Source organism: Kitasatospora sp. NPDC088160 (genome assembly GCF_044741445.1).
Classification (GTDB): domain Bacteria; phylum Actinomycetota; class Actinomycetes; order Streptomycetales; family Streptomycetaceae; genus Kitasatospora.
This window is the reverse complement of record NZ_JBIUSS010000020.1, coordinates 186,592-203,542: the sequence shown is the minus strand read 5'-3', so window position 1 is coordinate 203,542 and position 16,951 is coordinate 186,592. Positions and strand designations below refer to the sequence as shown.

General features: G+C 71.6%; 12 protein-coding genes. 7 read left to right on the top strand and 5 right to left on the bottom strand.

Features of this window, described 5'->3' with window-relative positions; translation table 11 throughout:
• Positions 1–477 precede the first annotated feature (477 nt).
• Genes ACIOGZ_RS29180 through ACIOGZ_RS29170 form a run of 3 tightly spaced genes read left to right on the top strand, consistent with a single transcriptional unit; the run spans position 478 to position 7,792 of the window.
• Positions 478–1,677, top strand: a complete 1,200-nt coding sequence (locus ACIOGZ_RS29180) for a hypothetical protein (protein WP_400988154.1) — start codon at positions 478–480, stop codon at positions 1,675–1,677.
• On the top strand, positions 1,674–5,042 hold the full coding sequence (locus tag ACIOGZ_RS29175) for a hypothetical protein (protein WP_400988152.1): 3,369 nt from the start codon (positions 1,674–1,676) through the stop codon (positions 5,040–5,042). Before ACIOGZ_RS29180 ends, ACIOGZ_RS29175 begins: the two co-directional genes overlap by 4 nt.
• Positions 5,039–7,792: an RNAseH domain-containing protein gene (locus ACIOGZ_RS29170; RefSeq protein WP_400988151.1), complete on the top strand. Its 2,754-nt coding sequence runs from the start codon at positions 5,039–5,041 to the stop codon at positions 7,790–7,792. The genes ACIOGZ_RS29175 and ACIOGZ_RS29170 overlap by 4 nt, the downstream gene beginning before the upstream one ends.
• Before the next feature lie 76 nt (positions 7,793–7,868).
• Here ACIOGZ_RS29170 and ACIOGZ_RS29165 read toward each other — a convergent pair whose 3' ends face one another.
• Positions 7,869–8,012 carry a hypothetical protein gene (locus ACIOGZ_RS29165; protein ID WP_363631664.1) on the bottom strand — a complete coding sequence of 48 codons (144 nt, stop codon included), beginning with the start codon at positions 8,010–8,012 and terminating at the stop codon, positions 7,869–7,871.
• Positions 8,009–9,169, bottom strand: a complete 1,161-nt coding sequence (locus tag ACIOGZ_RS29160; protein WP_400988149.1) for a helix-turn-helix domain-containing protein — start codon at positions 9,167–9,169, stop codon at positions 8,009–8,011. The genes ACIOGZ_RS29165 and ACIOGZ_RS29160 overlap by 4 nt, the downstream gene beginning before the upstream one ends.
• A gap of 204 nt (positions 9,170–9,373) precedes the next feature.
• Here ACIOGZ_RS29160 and ACIOGZ_RS29155 point away from each other — a divergent pair, with 204 nt between their 5' ends.
• Complete coding sequence (locus tag ACIOGZ_RS29155) at positions 9,374–9,796, top strand: hypothetical protein (protein ID WP_400988147.1); 423 nt, start codon at positions 9,374–9,376, stop codon at positions 9,794–9,796.
• A 431-nt stretch (positions 9,797–10,227) separates the two neighbouring features.
• On the top strand, positions 10,228–10,710 hold the full coding sequence (locus ACIOGZ_RS29150) for a hypothetical protein (protein WP_400988145.1): 483 nt from the start codon (positions 10,228–10,230) through the stop codon (positions 10,708–10,710).
• Positions 10,711–10,897: 187 nt separating this feature from the next.
• Here the strand turns inward: ACIOGZ_RS29150 and ACIOGZ_RS29145 are convergent, their stop codons facing one another.
• Positions 10,898–11,464 carry a hypothetical protein gene (locus tag ACIOGZ_RS29145; RefSeq protein WP_400988144.1) on the bottom strand — a complete coding sequence of 189 codons (567 nt, stop codon included), beginning with the start codon at positions 11,462–11,464 and terminating at the stop codon, positions 10,898–10,900.
• A gap of 614 nt (positions 11,465–12,078) precedes the next feature.
• Here ACIOGZ_RS29145 and ACIOGZ_RS29140 point away from each other — a divergent pair.
• Together ACIOGZ_RS29140 and ACIOGZ_RS29135 are read left to right on the top strand one after the other, a co-directional pair.
• Positions 12,079–12,834 carry a hypothetical protein gene (locus ACIOGZ_RS29140; RefSeq protein ID WP_400988142.1) on the top strand — a complete coding sequence of 252 codons (756 nt, stop codon included), beginning with the start codon at positions 12,079–12,081 and terminating at the stop codon, positions 12,832–12,834.
• Positions 12,835–13,437: 603 nt separating this feature from the next.
• Entirely contained in the window at positions 13,438–13,614 is a 177-nt protein-coding gene (locus ACIOGZ_RS29135; protein WP_400988140.1) for a hypothetical protein, read from the top strand.
• A 407-nt stretch (positions 13,615–14,021) separates the two neighbouring features.
• Here the strand turns inward: ACIOGZ_RS29135 and ACIOGZ_RS29130 are convergent, their stop codons facing one another.
• Entirely contained in the window at positions 14,022–14,513 is a 492-nt protein-coding gene (locus tag ACIOGZ_RS29130) for a hypothetical protein (RefSeq protein WP_363631652.1), read from the bottom strand.
• A 321-nt stretch (positions 14,514–14,834) separates the two neighbouring features.
• Positions 14,835–16,712 (bottom strand): helix-turn-helix domain-containing protein, encoded by a 1,878-nt coding sequence (locus tag ACIOGZ_RS29125; RefSeq protein WP_363631651.1) that lies wholly within the window; start codon positions 16,710–16,712, stop codon positions 14,835–14,837.
• Positions 16,713–16,951: the final 239 nt, after the last annotated feature.

The following is a 16,951-nucleotide window of genomic DNA, read 5'->3' as shown; positions in this document are numbered from 1 at the left end:
CCCGCTGCTGCCCATCTCGCTGACACCAACCCGCACACTCACACCTCCACGGCCGCCGACAACCGTCCTGGGCCGGGCTCGACCGCAGCCGTGGTGACCCGGAACGGCCGACGCCCAGGGGCCGGTTGTCGCCCTTGCCGCCGGCCCCCGCGCTGCCGCCGACCGGGTCCTACATCGCCCCGCCGCTGCCACCCTCCCCGGTGTCGCCTCCGTAGCCCGACACCCAGCTGATCGGATATCCGCGAGCTTCACCAGCCACGCGTTGTTGCCGGCGGTCTCACCGCGCCCGCCTCGCGCGGGTGAGCTTCACGGGGATATGGGGGTTGGGTCAGGTCACCAGGCGTCGATGAGATGGTGCGGCCAGCAAGACCGGGCTCACTGGATCGGAGGAAAATTCCCCGAACTCCCGTGCCCTTCCACCGGGTAGAGGGGTTGGGGCTTGTGTCCTGGGTTCGATGTGGCATGGGAGGCGGCGGGATGTCGGCGTTGGCTGCTGCGGCGGTGGCCGTTCGGGAACTCGATGCGGACCAACGTGCGGCGTTGGACGCCTGTGTTGTCGCAGCGTTGGCGCTGAGCAGCAGCGAGGGTGAGGCCCGGGGGCGTACCCGGCTGCTCATGGAGTGCCACGGCCGCTATGTGCGGTCCTTCGGGGTCCTTGACCCGGCGCCGCCGTTCAAGGTGTTCCTCGAAAGGCTTCGCGGCAGCCGGGTGGCCGATCTTCTGCCCCGGCAGCCTAGAGAGTCCGCGCTCGGTGAACTGTGGCTGCTCGACGACGACGGCATGCCCAGTTCGGCGTTGAACCGGATCGCGGTGGAAGCCGCCGAGTACAGCCACCAGGCGCCGGGGATCGGTGCCGATATTCGCCACCTCCACAGTCTGCTGCGGGCTGTGGGGATGCTGTCGGAGGGCGCCGGGCTGTCGCGAATCTCCGGCGAGACCGTTCAGCATGCCGTCTTCCGCGCGTTGAGGGCCGCCGGCTTCGAGGCGTACACGCAGGGGCGGGAGGCCATGGTGCGCACTCCTGTCCTGACGCGACGCGAGTTGTCCCGGAACGCGGCTCTGACCGAGTTGGGCGCGTACACCGAAATTTCCCCGACGCGGCAGTTCGGCGGGGTGTGGGCCGCGTGCCCGATGTGCGGGTGGACCATGCGGGCCATCTACCGCTCCAACGGCGCGGTCGACCTTGAGTGCGAGGATGAGCGTCACAGTCTGCTTGGTGCCAGGTATCGGGCCGAATCTGTTGCGGGCGACTGGCGCCTGGCCCCGCGCGGCGAGCTGCGCGCGGTGCCGGAGCTGATCCCTGTCGAGGGCCATGTGGCGTTGCCGTACGCCCTGTGGCTGTGGGTGACGCTGCCGGGTCTGCTGGAGGTCGAACTGCGCGACCGGCTGGTCGCCATGGGCGCGGAGGTCCGCCTGTGGCCGTTCGGCGATGCCTACGACCTGCACGTCACCGTCCCGGGCCGCTCCATGTCGTGGCGCGTCGACGTCAAGACCTGGGCGGACCCGTATGGGCTGGCCCAGAAGCTGCGCGAGAGCCCGGAGGGGCCCGGAAAGCTGTGTTTCGTGGTGCCCGAGCACCTGCGCGGATACCTGCCCGTCCTGCGCCGCGGCGTGCTGGGCACCGAAGCACGCGTGCTGACCGACATCGACCTGGTGGCGGAGGTGGGGAGGGCGTGAGTAGGACGCTGGCAGCGGCTCTCGCCTTGGCCGAACATCTCCTGCCCGCCCGATTCCGCGACGGACAGCAGGTGGTGCGCGTGGCGGATGCCCACGTCCTGCTCACCGGCCACGCACCGCGCATCGTGGCGGACTGGGAACGGTGGCCCGACGAGGACAAGCAGCGCGTTGGGGCGCTGCTGGGCACGCGCCATCGAGGGGAGGCGCTGTTGCACCACGTCGAGCGGGCCGTCCACGGCGTCTTCCACAACCCGGAGGCGGACGACCCGCTGCCCGCCCTCTACGCGCTCGGGCGCAGCGAGCGGGGGCGGGCGCTGGAGGTGGTGCCGGGTCATGGGCAGGATCCTGCGGAGGTCGCCGACCGTCTTCTCGCGCCGGCCGGGCGCAGGCGGCGATTGCGCACCGCTCGCGGATCGGGCTGGTCCGCGCCGACGTCGCGCGGGCGGGTCCAGCTCGCCTTTCCCGAGGAGCAGGGGGTGTATAGGCCGCCCCAGGTCGTGACCGCGCCCTCGGTGGAGCTGGTGGTGGACGCCGACGAGCTCGGCTGGCAGAGCCGGGACACCGACCAGGACATGGAGGGCCCGGCCTTCCGCGAGAAGCAGATCGCCTTGCTGTTGCAGGGGACCGTCGGCGGCGGGCGGCGCCCCCTCGACCCTGTCGTCCTGGCGCCGGGGCGCATCCACTTGCTGAGCGCGCCTCCGGGCGTGGGCAAGAACGTCTTCGGCCGGGGGCTGGCGATCCAGCAGGCGGGCCTCGGGCGTACCACCGTGCTGGTGGTCAGCGACAACGGCGACGTCTATGGCGAGGCCGCCACTTTGCGGGCCGAGCTGCGGGCGGCCGGTGTCAAGGAGGAGGTCACGCCGTTCATCGCCCCCAACAGCCGCTACGACTTCGCGCTGCGGTCCGCCGCGAAGCTGGACGGCACGGGTGTGCCGTTGGCGCAGGCCCCGGCGGACGTCGCCTTCCTCGTCGACAACTCCGCGTACGGGTGCGCGGTGCAGGCGCAGCTCGAGGGGCACGATGCCTTCGAGGGCGGGAAGGAGCCGTGCACGGTGACGGCGTCGGGCGTCTTCGACCGGCCAGAGCGCGCGCTGTGCCCGTATGTGTCGGCCTGCGGGAAGTTCTCCCATGTCGAGGCCGCGGCCACGGCCCGGGTCATCGTGACCACGCATTCCTGCTTCCAGTCCGGGATGATCAAGGTCCCGGTGGAGGTCGACGGGGAGGTCCGCAACACCATCAGCGTGCGGGAGTTCCTCCTGCGCCTGGCGTCCTACGTGGTCGTCGACGAGGTCGACGCCTACCAGTCCCGGGGGTTCGACGCGTGCGGCGAGCTGGAGCTCGCTTCCCGTTCTCGCCCTGTGACTGTGCTGCGGCAGATCCGCGACAGCCTGCACCAGGCGCCTCCGCGGCTGGCGGTGGCCGTGCGCCGCCCTCTGACCCGGGCCGTGTTCCTGGCCGAGCAGCTGCTCGACCTGGTGGCCGGCGAGGAGATCTGTACCGAGATCGCCCAGGCGCGCGCCTTGGCCCGCGGGCAGGACCCGCGCCGGACCAGGCAGGTCCTGCGGGACCGCAAGCGCTGGTACCAGCCCCACCAGTGGGACCGGCACCTGCTGGAGAACCTGATCGGTGTCGCTGCCGACGCCGTGGCTACTGCCGAGCAGGCCGATTGGCTGCAGGCCCTGCTTCCGCGCGTGGCCACCCGACCGGCCGACCGGCCTTCCTGTGTCGTCCTGCCGGACCGGTTGTGTCCCGTGCCGGGTCTGCTGGAGCGGATGCTCACGATCGACGAGGGCGGGGAGTGGCAGCTGGCCCTCATCAAGGACGAGCTGCGGGAGGTCGTCTCCGCCGCGGTGCCCGCGCACTCCCCTGCCCAGGATGACGACGCCGCGGTGCCCGTCGAGGCGCCGGTGCCGGCGCAGCGCGGGTCCGGCGGGCCGGAGCCGGTGCCGGTGGTCACGCATGCCGAGATCACTGCGGGCGTCCTACACGCGCTGATGATGAAGGCGTGGCTGACGGCCATCGTCCACACGATGTTCGACTTGACGGACCGGGCCGGCGAACTCGCCGGGCACGGCATCGACGCGGCCTCCGTGCTCGCCGACGCGGTCGGCCACCAGGGTGCCGGCACGGTGGTGCCGTTCGGTCCGCTGGGCCGCCAGCTGGGCGGGTTCCGCTTCGAGGGGCTGGACGACCCCAGCACGCACGCGAGCCTGCGGATGGAAGTGCTGCGTGCGGACCCTCACACCGAGACACAGTTCCTCGGCAGCATCGTCGCCCTCGCCCTGACTGGCCGTCAGCGCACCGTCCTGGGCATGTCCGCTACTGGTTTCATGCCGGGTGCGGCGCGCACCCACCTGCTCGCCCGCCCCGACTGGGCCATGCCCGACACCCTCCGCGGGGGCCTGACCATCTTCAACAGCTCCCCCGTCGCCGACGGGAGGCTCCTGGCCGTGGGCAGCACGCCCTACCGCGAACGCGACCAGCGGGTCATCTCGCTGGCCGCCGGATACGCCCCGGGCCTGGTGCGCGACCTCGCCCGGCTGGCCGCGGACGCGCGCACCAGGCATCGCGCGCGTGCCCTGATCGCCGTCAACTCCTACCGGCAGGCCCGCCTGTTCGCCCAGACCCTGTACGACACCGCGCTCGCCCTCGGACGCCGGCTGCGGATCTACGTCGCCGTCGCGGACAGGGCGGATCCGTCTCTGCCACCGGTTTGCGAGGCGATCGGCCAGCTCACCCGCGACCGCTTCGCCGAACTGGCCGGCCTGGACGGCGAGGTGCTCATCTCGCCGCTGCCGCGCACCGAGCGGGGCCTGAACGTGTTGACCGTGTTCGAGGGTGTCGCCGAATCGGCCATCACCCTGATCAGCATGGGCGTGCGGCCGGTCATGCCGGCCGACGACCCGGCCGTGCTGGCGGCCAGCGTCGCCGCCCGGGCCTGGCGCGACGTAGTCCCCGGCCGCGATCCCGCCGCCGTCCTCGCCCGGGCCCGTGCGGCGGCCGACGCGCACCTGCGCCTCAACCTCAACGCGCCCAAGCGGTTCTCCGCCCTGCCCGACGAGCTGAAGTACGAGCTCGTCGCCACCTTGCTCGGGCAGAGCGTCCAGCTCGCGGGACGCGGACGCCGCGGGCAGACCCACGTCGAACTCCACTTCATCGACGGCGCGTTCCACGACCCGACCTGGGGATCCGACCTGCCCACCCTGGTCCGCGGGCTGCTCGAGCAGTCCTCGCAGGACGACCTCGCCCAGCTCGGCGGCTGCTACGGCTACACCATCGAGGAGTTCGCCGAGTACGCCCACGCCCCGCACCTGGTCCCCGCCCTGCACGCGGGATTCCACGCCCACCTGGGAGAGCACGTATGAGCCGCCCACTCGACAGCGTCGCCCGCAAGCAGGCCCGCCTGCTGCAGTTCCGCACCGCCCCGGCCGACCTGGGGGAGGTCATCGCCTACCGGCCCGCCGCCCCCGCCGCGGACTTCGCCGTGGAGCTGTCGCACGAGTACACGCGCAACGTCGGCTCGGGCCTGGACGTGCAGCCGCCCTACCGGGCACTGGAGGCCGTCCTGCGCGCGGCCGCGGGCACCTGGGCGCGCTGGCAGTGGAACGACGGCCACTTGGAACTTCTGTGCGCCGCACCGATCAGCGCCGAGGACCGGCTCGACGTGTTCCGCTACTGGGCCGAAGCCGTGGTCCCCGGCCCCGTCGGCCAGCGGATCGGCGAGCAGTTGGCCGAACTCGTCGCCCGGGCCGAGCCCCGACCCGCCGTCATCCCCGCGCCGCCCCGCGCCGGCAAGCGCTCGCGCGGCTGGTGGCCGGGCGAACTCGCCCGCTGGCGCTTCGCGGAGGAACTCGCCGCCCTCGACTGGCCCCGCAACAACGGCGCCCCCGTCCGCTTCGCCCTGTGCACCGACGGCCGCCTGGCTGCGATCGGCCATGAGCTCCCCGCCGAACCAGACCGCAAAGGCGTCGTCCGCCATCTACTCCCCCGCATCACCATCGGCACCGCCGCCAGCGGGCACTCCCTGCGCCACGCGCTGACCGTGAACGCCACCACCACTCTCCTCGCTACCTCCTGGAGGGGAGTCTCCACCGTCCTGCTGGCCAATCCCGACCAGCCGCTCGTCGTCGCCGCGGCCACTGACGGCCCGCCGTGGGCACGCCGCCTGAACGTGCCCGCGGTCGCCGCCAGCCGCCGCCTGGCCGCCCTGCCCCGCCTGAGCGCGAACGTCCCGCCTTTCCCCGAGCACCTCGCCGACGACGTCCTCGCCGACACCGCCCCGGGCCCGGTCTGGGCCGTCGCCCCGGCCAGCGTCCGTACCCCCGGGCTGGGCCGCGGCCACGGCATGGAGTTCTTCCGCCGCGTCGAGGAAGCTATCGACACCCGGTGCGAGAAGTACAGCCGCCGCAGCCCCGCGTTCGTCGAGGTCCCCGGAGTCAAGGTGCCGCCCACCGAGAGCGGATCACGCGTCAGCGGGCCGATCGCCGCCGAGCGGATCCCCGCCGCCCTAGACGCGGCAGGCGTCGACACCCTCCTCGTCGCCGTCTTGTGGAGCACCGACGAGGTCCGCGCCCGGGTGAAGGCCGCGGTCTCCACCCAGTGGGGCCTCGGTGACCGGTGGAAGGCCGCAGAAGGCGTGGAGGAACCCGCGGCCGGCGGCCGCATCAAGGTCGTCTTCCTCCACGACAAGGCCGGCGCCCTCAGCCACGGACCGCGAACGAGCGTGGAGCGCCAGCGGGACCTGGAGGAGATGCTCGCCCCCTACACCGGCGACGGCGTACGCGTCGCGGCGATCTGCGAGACCGACTGGGACCCCGAGCGCTGGTACCCGACCCTCGAAGCCCGCGACACAGCCGAGGCCGAAGACGGCAAGTGGCCCTCCAAGCAGGCCCTCGCACACCTGGGGGCGACCTCCCAGTACATCAAGCAGGCCCCGGCGCCGATCCCCACCCACACCCGGGAGGGCAAGCCCTACAACGAGAAGTACCGCGCCAAGAAGGTCAAGTCCCGCCAGAGCGGTCTCGACAGCTCGACCGCGAACGTGCTGCGCGAGATCCTGAGCGGCGTCGGCGCCACGGACCACCGCCTCGGCTCCGCGTTCGGCAAGCTGGCGTGCGAACCGTGGTGGCACATCGGCATCCACGTCCGCCGCCACGCCCAGCGCCGCGCCTACGGCAAGCGCCACACCGCCACCCCGGCGCCGATCACCGTCACGCTCACCGCCATGCGCCCCACCGGCGGCCCCGACGGACCCTGGCAGATCTGGGCCTACAGCCCCCAAGCCGGGCAGTGGCAGGCCCATGGCCCGGCCACCACCGCGCTGCACGCCGCCGACCTCGGCTGGGACGTCACCGGCTACCCCACCGCCGCCGACGAGAGCCCCCAGGCCAGCGCCGCCGCGCACATCGTCGAGCAGGCTCTCCTCGCCGCCCGCACGCAGCTGCCCGCATCGGCCCCGGCGGTGCTCTACGTCGACGGGGACAGCGCCGAGTACATCTGGGCGGGCCTCACCGACGAAGCCCTGGGCCAGAACCCACCCGCCGACCTGCCCCGGCCGGCGTCCTGGCTGCCCGGCCACAGCCTCCCCCGCGCCCAACGCCCTCTGGCCACCGTCCGCGTCATCGGAGACCTGGAACGCATCGGCCGCCCCACCGGCGCCCACATGCGCACCAGCGACGGCACCTGGCGTGCCACCGACACCACCAACAGCCTCTTCCAACTCGCCGCCGACGACGGCGCCCGCACCTACCCCGACCTTCTCCTCGTCAACGTCCCCCGCACCTGGGCCGCCGGCCCCTCCGGCCGCTTCGGCAAGGACGAGACGCGCTTCGACAGCAACAGCCAGAGCAAGAACGGCTACGCCCACACCGCCACCCGGTTCACCGTCATCGGCCAGAGCACCGATGCCGACTGCGACCTCATCGGAGCCGTCGCCGCCGTCCTGACCAACCAGGGCATCACCTCCGACGTCCGCCAGAGCATGCCCACCCCTCTCCACCTCGCCCGCAGGATGGATTCCTCCCACCCCTACTACCGCCGCACCGCGCAGAGCGACGAGGAGAGCCCCGACAGCGCACAAGCCGAAACCGGAGCAGACGAGACGCCCGGAACGTGAGCGGTACGCTGCGGGCGGCTCTGGGACAGTTCCCGGCGACCGCGGACCCGACAGCGGAACAGCTGTGTGGCGGGATCTACCGGCTGAGGTTGATGCTGCCGTCCCGCCCGGTGTTGATCCGGACCTCGGCGTAGCCGTAGTAGATCTCCAGGAGGTCGATCCTGCCGACCGATCCGTAGCTGCAGATCATGGTGGTGTCGGGGAAGCAGAAGGTGCTCATGGGTTGAACGCGATCTCCGTTCCGGAACCGGACGGCATCGGCGACGTCTGCGCTGGCTCGGGCGGAGCGGGTTCGAGGATGTCCAGCAGCTCGTCCGGGTCGAGGCCGAGAAGGGCTGCCAGCGGTCGGGCGGTGGTGTCGCCCCGAGAATATGCCGTCAGTGCCAGGCGAGTCAGCGCTCGTGGATGCCAACCACCGTTGCTCGCTTCGGCATTGAGCATATTCTGATCAAATGTATCGATGGTGTGCACGCAGTCAGCCGTTGATGTCGCGGCCCACTCTCGCAGTTGAGCTGTGGTGAGCAGCCCGAGCACCTTCAGCCGTGCGGCCATTGCGCTCGGAGAGACCTTGAAATGCCAAGCCATCCGTTGGACATCGACCCGCTCGGGCGAAGCGCCGGCTTCGGACAGGATGGCTTCTCTTGGCATGAGGAACTCTGCGGCGAAAGCGTTCGCTTGCACTTCCTTGGCGTCGGAGGTCCGGCCGGGCTGGATTTTCTCCACGACGGCGTCGCCGTAGGCATCGCGGGCGAGGATGTGCCCGAGCTCGTGCGCGAGTGTGAATCGCTGACGGGTCCACATCTGGGTCTGTGCGACGAGGATCAGGTGGAACAGCTCGGTAGACCACGACAGGCCGTCCAGCTTGCCAGGCAATGCGGTGGTGGCGATCACCACGCCAAAGGCCAGCTCGCAGTCTGCCGCTAGTTCCCGGGTGGAACGACCCCACGGCTCGCACGGGAGAGCCTTGGTCGCTGTACGGGCCAGGTCGTTGCCACGTTCAACACCGGTACCGATCTGGCTCGACTCGGGAAGCGGTGAAAGTGGCAACGTGTATCCGATGCCGTGCAGAGCGTCGATGACCCGCTCGTATCGACTGAGAGTGGTACGCACGTCAGCGGTGTTGTGATCGAGCTCGGCGGCCTTCCGAGCGGCTGTTCCCGCCACCGTACGCGGCTCGACGCCACGGAGAAGCCAGTCGACGGTTTTCCCTCCGCGCTCGGCGATCAGTGCCAGCTCGAGTGACGTAAACCTCCGCGCGCCCTTGAGGGATTTCGACAGCTTGTCCGGAGAGATCCCGATGCGCGCAGCCACGACGGCCTGGCTCTCACCCGCCGTGCTGATGACGTGGCGAACGCGCTCAATCAGTTCGACATCCATGCTGCGACCGTACCGTCGAGTTGCGATTTTCGCAACACACTTGCCTCGGGTGCGACCTGGAGTTCACCTACCCGGGCCAGGTCTCCAGGGTGGCGGTGCGGACGAGGTTCAGGCGGGCGGAACAGGCGGGGTTGCACAACAGGTCGTCAACAGGTTTCCGTGAAACGGCCACGCGACCGTGTCCCGTGGACGGATCATGTTCGGGTGCCGATCATTCCGGAACCGTCCTCACCCGCAAGTCCCTCGTCCTGGGAAGACCGGCTGGACGCCTGGGTCGGGATATGCGCGGCCCGACTCTCCTTGTGGGGCCACGACTTCACCGACGGAGCATGGCCCGACACCGAAGACCTCGCCGTCATCCTCACCCGGACCGTGGGCGAGGTCGCCGACATCCCCTCCATGCGGCCCGCCCACCACGCCCTGATCGCCGCCCTCGCCCACGTCCACGCCGCCGAACGATGGCTCCGCCCCCACACCAGCGCCTTCTCTGCCGCCATGGCCTGCCACCACCTGCGCCACGCCGCCGGACATCTCCACGCCGCCGCCCACCGCCACCTCACCGACACCGCACCCCAAGGCCGCCCCAGCACCCCACCCCGGCGGGGCCCCGCTTCCCCAAGCCCCTGACCGCACCCACAACCCGATAACCCGCCAATGGACTGTCAGCCGATCACCGCGAAGCAAGGCGGCGACAGCAGGCGGCGAAGCGGCGACACCGACCGACAACACAACCCGGACGCGATGACGGGCCGGCCTGGGACACCATGGCGCCAAGGGCCTGCGTGGACAACACGGACCCGCCCTCCGACCCCGGTCACTCCAGTCACTCACAGACCTCCGACCTGCACAGACTTCCACACCGCCTGCCGGCAGATCACCACCGTCTGGCAGCCCGCCGACATCACGCCCTCACCATGAGGCCGGCGGACGGCCGAACAACGCAGGGAAGGAACCGCTCCATGACCAATGCCCAGCAGGAACCTGCACTGGCAGTGCAGTGCCCCCAGTGCAGGGCCCGGCCCGGAACCATGTGCGGCAACCGCAGCAAGGTCCACCCAGTGCGACACGGCGCAGCCCGCAGCGATCCCCCGGCCCGACCCGCCCATCACCTCGCGCCGACCGCCGGGACGCCATGGGACGGCCGCTACGACCACGACGCCCCGTGGTGGGACGACCATGTCGACCGGCCCGGGCCCGCCGAACTCCGTGTCGGCGCCCTGGGCCCCGGCACGCACGAGATCATGTGCTGCGCCATGCTGCGGACCGATACGGGCTGCCCGGTCTGCGACCGTGCGTGCTGGCTGTGCGAGGCACGCGCGGGCCGGGCCTGCCGCAGCCTGGCGTCGACACGTCGGATCGCCGGAGTCGCCCATGTCGCCCGCCTGTGGAACCTCGGTCTGGAAGAGCAGGACGACTACCTCGCCGCGATGACCCGCCCCTGCCCCCACTGCCAGGCCCAGAACGGCCAGCTGTGCCACACCGTCCCACGCGCCAGCACCCGCCCCCACCTCGCCAGACGCCCCCACCAGCGACGCCGCTGAACCCCGCCCCAACGGGGACTCCGCCCCACACACGCAACGACGGACAGCAGCCGGGCCGCCCACCACAACCATCCCTGCGCCCACGTCAACACCGCGTTGTGGCCGGGCAGTGCGCGGTTACGGTGACTGCACAGACCCGGCCGTCATCGACGTCACCGCAGCCGCGCCGACAACCAGGCAGCACTTGTCAGTCTTCGTTCTCGCCGTTGTCGGTGCTCTCCGGCGGCAGTTTGGCGATCCGGCGGAACCGGCCGGCGGCCTGCATGAGCATCGCGAACGCCAGTCCCAGGGACTCATCCGCTGGCGGAATGCCGGACTCGACGTCGAACGATGGGGCGTAGTGGTGGGTGACCATCGCGGTCGCGGCGCTGACCAGGTCGCGTGCGGCAGCCAGGGCTTCGATGTCCGGGGCCTGCTCGTCCGGCCCGGCCGCCCGGCTCAGGTCCGTCACCAGTAGCCCGAGGCGCAGCACCAGCAGTAGCCGGCCGGTATCGGTGGCGGCGGGCACGGCGGCGGCCACGACCTCGTCGCGGACCGGGCTGTAGGCGGTGCGCAGCGCTTCGATGTCGGCGCCGGCCTGTTCGGCGTCCATCTCGGCACCGACCAGGTGGGCTTCGGCCGCGCCGAGCAGGGCGGTGGCCAGCATCACCGCGCGGGTCGCGTCGTCGGCGATCTGGTCGGGTCGCCAGTGGGCTCCCAGTACGGCGAGGGCCTCTTGCAGCTGTAGGACGTGCTCGCGCTCGCGGCCGGCCACTGTCGGCTCCTTTCGCCGGTCTCACTGTCCGACGGCGCCCGCCGGTGATGGCCCGGAGTGTGCGTCTCGGGTCCGGCGGGCGCCAGGGGGCAGCGTAGCGGGGGGGACGCGCGCGGCCCGGTTCCTACGGCTCGGGGTGAGACAGGTCTTCGGGAACGGCGGCGGCGATCCGCACCATTTGCGGCGCGGGGCGGAGGCGTGCACGAAGTTGAAGGCCGGGCGGCTGGTGGCCGGGTCGCCCTTGAACCGGGTCTCGCGGCCGACGACGACGTGCGTCTGCGGACGGGGCAGGCTCGAGAATGGATTCGGGGCTGTCGGGCCGGGCCCGCGTCCGAGGCCGGCGAGGAGATCTCCTGGTCGCCACACGCGCATACCCACAGCCCCCAGGGACGCGCGCACGGCTGCGGGCATGGGCGCACCGCGCCGTACAGCGTCGGCCGGCCACAGGGCGAACCCACGTCTCCCCGCGGAGGTGTGTACTCCGTGTGGTGCACAATTCCTCCAATCCCCGTCCGGCCCGCCCCGTGGGCCATAGATTCACTGTGACATCTGGTGACCGATGAGGCATGGGAGTGGTTGTGGGAAGCGGAAGCACCTTCTGTACGGACAGCGGTGTGGCATCAACAATCGCTCTGCTGGAAGTGCGGCAGCCCGCCGTGCAGGACCGAATCCGCCGGGCGCAGGCGGAACTGGCCGCCGCCACAGCGGAGCAGGACGCCATCACCAAAGCGCTCGAAGGACTGCGGCTGCTCTCCCGCGGCGGCGAGTTGACCCCGCCCCCGACCGTCGGGGCTGTGCAGGAATCCGTTACGGCGGCCGAGTCGATCGACCGGCAGGCCGCGCCCCCGCAGAGCGGGCCTGCCGCTTCGGCGGCCAGGGCTGGGAGGAAGACAGCCGCGAAGAAGGCGAAGAAGGCTTCCGCTGCGAGGGCGGGCACCGCGAAGACGGCCGCCTCCGCGCCCGAGCGGCAGGAGCGGGCCTCGGTCCCCGTGACGAGGAAGGCCCCCCGAAAGGCGGCGGCGAAGGAGACCGAGCCCAAGGCCGCGGCGAAGCGAACGTCCACGGCCAAGAAGGCGGCACGGGCAGCAGCGGCACCGGCCGGTGACAAGCCCCCCGTCAAGGCGGCCGCGCAGGCGGCGGGCCGCCGACGGCAGGTGACAGACGCGAACCGCGTCCTGGAGGTGCTGTCCCGGGCGGGGAAACCGCTGCGCGCCCGCGAGGTGACTGACCTGCTGGGACTGGATACCTCCGAGGGGAACATCAACGCGATCCGCACCAGGCTGGAACGCCTCGCCAAGGACGGCCGCACGCAGCGGCCCGGGCGCGGCCTCTACACGGTGACGGCCGACCGGCCCCAGACCGGTAGGTGACCGCGCGGACGGAGCGGCCGTGCCCGGTGGGAGGTACGGCCCGGGCCGCCGCGTCCAGCGGTCGGCTCTCGATCCGCGCGGACAGGCCTGTCGCCACGACTTCGGCCTCCCGTACGGGAACTGTGCTCTGCCGCAGGATGAGGTGCGCAGTGTGGCTGCGCTCGACCGGGTGGTGGCGCGTCCGTGGCCAGGGCGTGATGGTGAAGGCGCGCAGGTGGATGCCGTCGGGAGACTCGGCCTGTATCCCGTAGTTGTAGAACCGGGGTCGAAGGCAGGGTCGGCGCTTCCCAGGGATGCGGCGAGGCGGTCGACACTCTCCCGCTGGCCGGGCAGCGCCCCCACGCTGAGGGTTTCAAGACGGACGCGGTGGCCCTTGTAGTTGTCGCGGGGCGGTCCGTGGACGACGTGGCCGAGCAGACGTGCAAGGCTTCCCGCGTCATGTCCGCACGCGTTCCCAGGGGTGTGCTCACACGTTCCCGACCGTCTCCCAGGACCCCAACTGAGCTGCAGCGATGGAGTTTCCTGCAAGCCCCCCTCTGCCCCGCCCCGGTCGCCCCGCTCGCCCCCGGCGACGTCCCCCACCGCGACACCTCGCTGTCGGCGATGCTCGCCCCCGGCTACGCCCTCGGCGGCGGCCACCACGCGGCGTGCACCGTGCGGGTACTGCGCTGGACCCACCCTGCGGAAGACGAGCGGCTCGCCGACGCCGCCGCCCCTCTGCTCGGTGTCCGGCCCCGCGACGACGCCCCCGGCCTCGGCCTCGCCGGGGCGGCCCTGTAGCAGTCCCGCCCCGCCTCGCGCCTTCCACGCCCGCCCCGGGCACCTCACCCTGACCAGCGGACGCCTGTGGGCGCGGGGTCCCTGGCGGGTTGGGCGGCGGGAAGCCGGGCGCTTCGCCAAGCTACTGAGGCTCTGACCTGTACAGACGACTTCTGCGCAAGGCATCGCCCCCCCTGGGATACCGAACGATGCCGATGTGGTCGGGGTGTGGCGGGCCGGTGGCCAAGGCGGTTCACGTGTTTCGGGAAACGCCGGGCGCCGTAGGCGCGTTGCGGTGTGTGCCGCCCGCCCCCGGCTCCCCTGGCCCAGGCCGTCGGCCACTCGCCCCGGACGCGAAGCGTCCGAATGCAGGGCGGCCTGGCCGGCACGGCGTGATGGGCTGCGGGGCAGCGGCGGGGCGGGAGCGGTCACAGCCCGTGCGGGCGGGTGGGGGGCTCGGCCAGCCCAAGTTCGAGCGAGGCGATCGGGACCGCAGCGGTGTGCGCGGGAATGATGACGAGGTCTGCGGCGGTCAGGACGGCGTCGCACACTTCACGGCTACGCAGGTCCAGGACGGCGGGTGGGCTGGCCACGAGCAGGCCTCGGATTTCAGTGACCGGAACGGGCAGGCGGGTCACCCGGGCGGTGTCCGCCGAAGAAGCCCTCAGGTCGTCGTCGTCCGCCGTGGGCGGACGGCAGGTCATGTCGAGCCACCAGCTGCCGGGCGGCATCGCGGCGAGGACGCGGCGGGTTTCCTCGAAGAGGTGCTGGCTCGGTTCCATGGCAGAGAACGCGGTCACGAGCACGTGGCTGCTGTCGGACGGCGGTAGCGTGCCGTCGGTGCCGGCGGGTGTGCCGATCGTGAAGCCGGCCTCGGCCAGGCGGTCGGCAACGTGCCGCGCTACCGTCCCGGTGCCCATGACGATGACGACGTCAGGTCTCACAGTGTCCTCCCCTTCAGGTCCACGGTGCCGCTGACGTGGGCGGCGGGGTTCAGTGCGCAGGGCTGCTCGGGTCCCGGCCCCCGGCCTTCGGGCTGAACGGTCACTGAACTGTTCGCCGCCCGACGACGTACGGTTAAAGGGGAACGTAGGCGGCCCCCGGAGTCCGGGGTACTGAACAGGCGCACCACCGTGGGGCCATGAACCGGCACGAGCGCACCACGGTGCTACCGTCGGCGCGCGCCCGGGGACTCTAGGTTCCCGACCGGCGCGGACACCCCATAAGAGGTCATGTTCCAGTCAGATCTGGAGTATCGCGTCGCACAGGACCGCCAGTGCCAGGACGACGTCGTGGGAGCCGGAGATGTTCGCCTCGTCTTCCACGTCGTACGAGGTGCCGGTGACCAGCCGGCGTTGCAGCAGGCGCTCGGTGCGCCGCAGGTGCGAACGGACGGTGGCCGGGTTCATGCTGAGCGCCGAGGCCGTGTCGTCGACACGGGTGTTGGCGCCGATCCAGGTGATCAGCGTCTTGCTCAGCGGCCGCCGGTCGTCCTCGAGCGGCTCGAGGAAGTTCTCGGCCCACTGGCGGACTTGGTCGCTGTCTAGGAGCTGTCTGATCCCCACGGACTCGGTGTCCGTCTGGGCCCGGTGCCCGCCGCGGGCGCGCACTTCGAGCGCGAGTCCGAGGACGGCCCGCTGCACCAGGTCCTGGAAGTCGCTCTGCAGAAGCGTGGCCGCCTCGCCGAGACGGCGGGCGACGGTGTTGCGGTGGGTCCCGATGATCCTGGCGGCGGCGGCCGGGGTGAAGACCAGCCCCAGGCGCAGGGTGGCGAGGATCTGCTCCCGGCGGTCTTCGGGCAGGCCCAGGAGCGGGGCCAGATGGGCCTGGGCCCAGGCGTCGGCTCGGCTGTCGAGGACATGGGCGAGCTGGACCTCAGTGACGTACAGGTGGATCCGGCCGGGAATGCGGCGGGCGACGGCCAGGGCACGGCTGGCGTCCACATAGGCCTGCGCGGTCTCGGCCAGCCGGTGGGTGCTGCTGCCCCCGAGGTAGCGGTGCGGGGCGTCCTCGGTGACGGCGGTGAGGCCCTGCACGACCTCGCTCTCGACGCCGCAGTGCGGGACGACGACGATCACCTCGTCGGGGAAGGCGGGGCAGCCGCTGACGAGCGCGCTGCCGTCGACGGCCTCCTGGCATTGCCGGATGACCGTCTTGCGGTCGGCGTGTGGCGCCTTGAGGACGAAGACGCGGCATTCTTCGGTATCGAGGACTCCCGGGGACAGGCCGACGGCGCAGCGCTGCGCATCGGTCACATGGCCCGTCATCAGCAGTTGCAGCACGGCCTCGCGCACCGATTCCTCACCGCGTCTGAGGCGTTCGCGCCCTCGGGCGGCGTCCTCGACGGCGCTCTGGAGGGCCAGGAGGTCCAGGGTCCGTGCGATGGCGGTGCTGGTCTCGGGGCTGAAGGCCGGAGCGGCGACGGCGAGCACGGGGGCGGGGCTGGCCTCTCCGATCGTGAACAGCCGGATCTGCCGGCCGGCGATGTCGAGTGCGGCCGACCTGATGCCCCCGCGCGCGAGTTCGGCGATCTTCCGGTCGGCCGGGCGCACCACCTCCACGGCGTTGTCGGGGGACGTCACGGTCAACCCCTGGGGGAAGGTCACGGTGACATGGGCGCAGGTGAAGGAGGCGAGCCAGGCCACCAGGCGCTGGGTGCCGTCCGGCCGGCCGAGGTGGTGCGTCTGTTCCAGGAGCTCCCGGTGGAGTGCAGCGGAGCGGGTGAGGGTGCTGTGGTGCTGCTCGAGGACCGCGCGGTGCAGCAGGAACCAGGCCGCGGGGTCGTCGCTGATGCCGAGCAGCGGCAGGCCGTGCCGGTTCGCCGGGGCGCGCAGGTGAGCGGCCACCTGGGCGCCGGGTGGGTGGGCTACGGCCAGTCCCGTTGCCTGGGAGCGTGCGAGGTGGGTCAGGAAGGGGGCCAGCCGGGCGGGTTCGCTCAGTCGCGGGTCTGCGGCCTGGACGACGACCAGGTGATGGCGGATCAGTTCGGCTGGCGTCTCTGTGTCCTGCGGCAGGACGAGGACGCCGTGAAGTGGCCGGTCCGCGTCGGCGCCGGCGGATTCATCTACGAAGCTGAGCTCCGCTTGAGGCACACTGGTGGCGAATCCGATCGTGGGCAAGCTGACCTCCCCCGAGGAATGGCACCCCGTCGCTGGCGCGTCGTGGTGTTCTGCGATGTCCTGGACGCCGGACGCCGGGCCCTGACGGGGCCGGAGGTCTGAACGGATTCAGGATCTGCAGGTGGATCATAGGAAACGGGCGGGACGTTGACCACACGGTATGCGGCGCCGCCGACGCGCGTGGACACGCTGCCGGATTTGCTGTGACAAGTCGAGGCGACTGCCTAGAGGGGGAGCGA

Coding starts and splice junctions, on each gene's coding strand:
- ACIOGZ_RS29165 (WP_363631664.1), bottom strand. CDS start 8,012: ATGAGCACCTTCTGCTTCCCCGACACCACCATGATCTGCAGCTACGGA.
- ACIOGZ_RS29160 (WP_400988149.1), bottom strand. CDS start 9,169: ATGGATGTCGAACTGATTGAGCGCGTTCGCCACGTCATCAGCACGGCG.
- ACIOGZ_RS29130 (WP_363631652.1), bottom strand. CDS start 14,513: ATGGGCACCGGGACGGTAGCGCGGCACGTTGCCGACCGCCTGGCCGAG.
- ACIOGZ_RS29180 (WP_400988154.1), top strand. CDS start 478: ATGTCGGCGTTGGCTGCTGCGGCGGTGGCCGTTCGGGAACTCGATGCG.
- ACIOGZ_RS29135 (WP_400988140.1), top strand. CDS start 13,438: ATGCTCGCCCCCGGCTACGCCCTCGGCGGCGGCCACCACGCGGCGTGC.
- ACIOGZ_RS29170 (WP_400988151.1), top strand. CDS start 5,039: ATGAGCCGCCCACTCGACAGCGTCGCCCGCAAGCAGGCCCGCCTGCTG.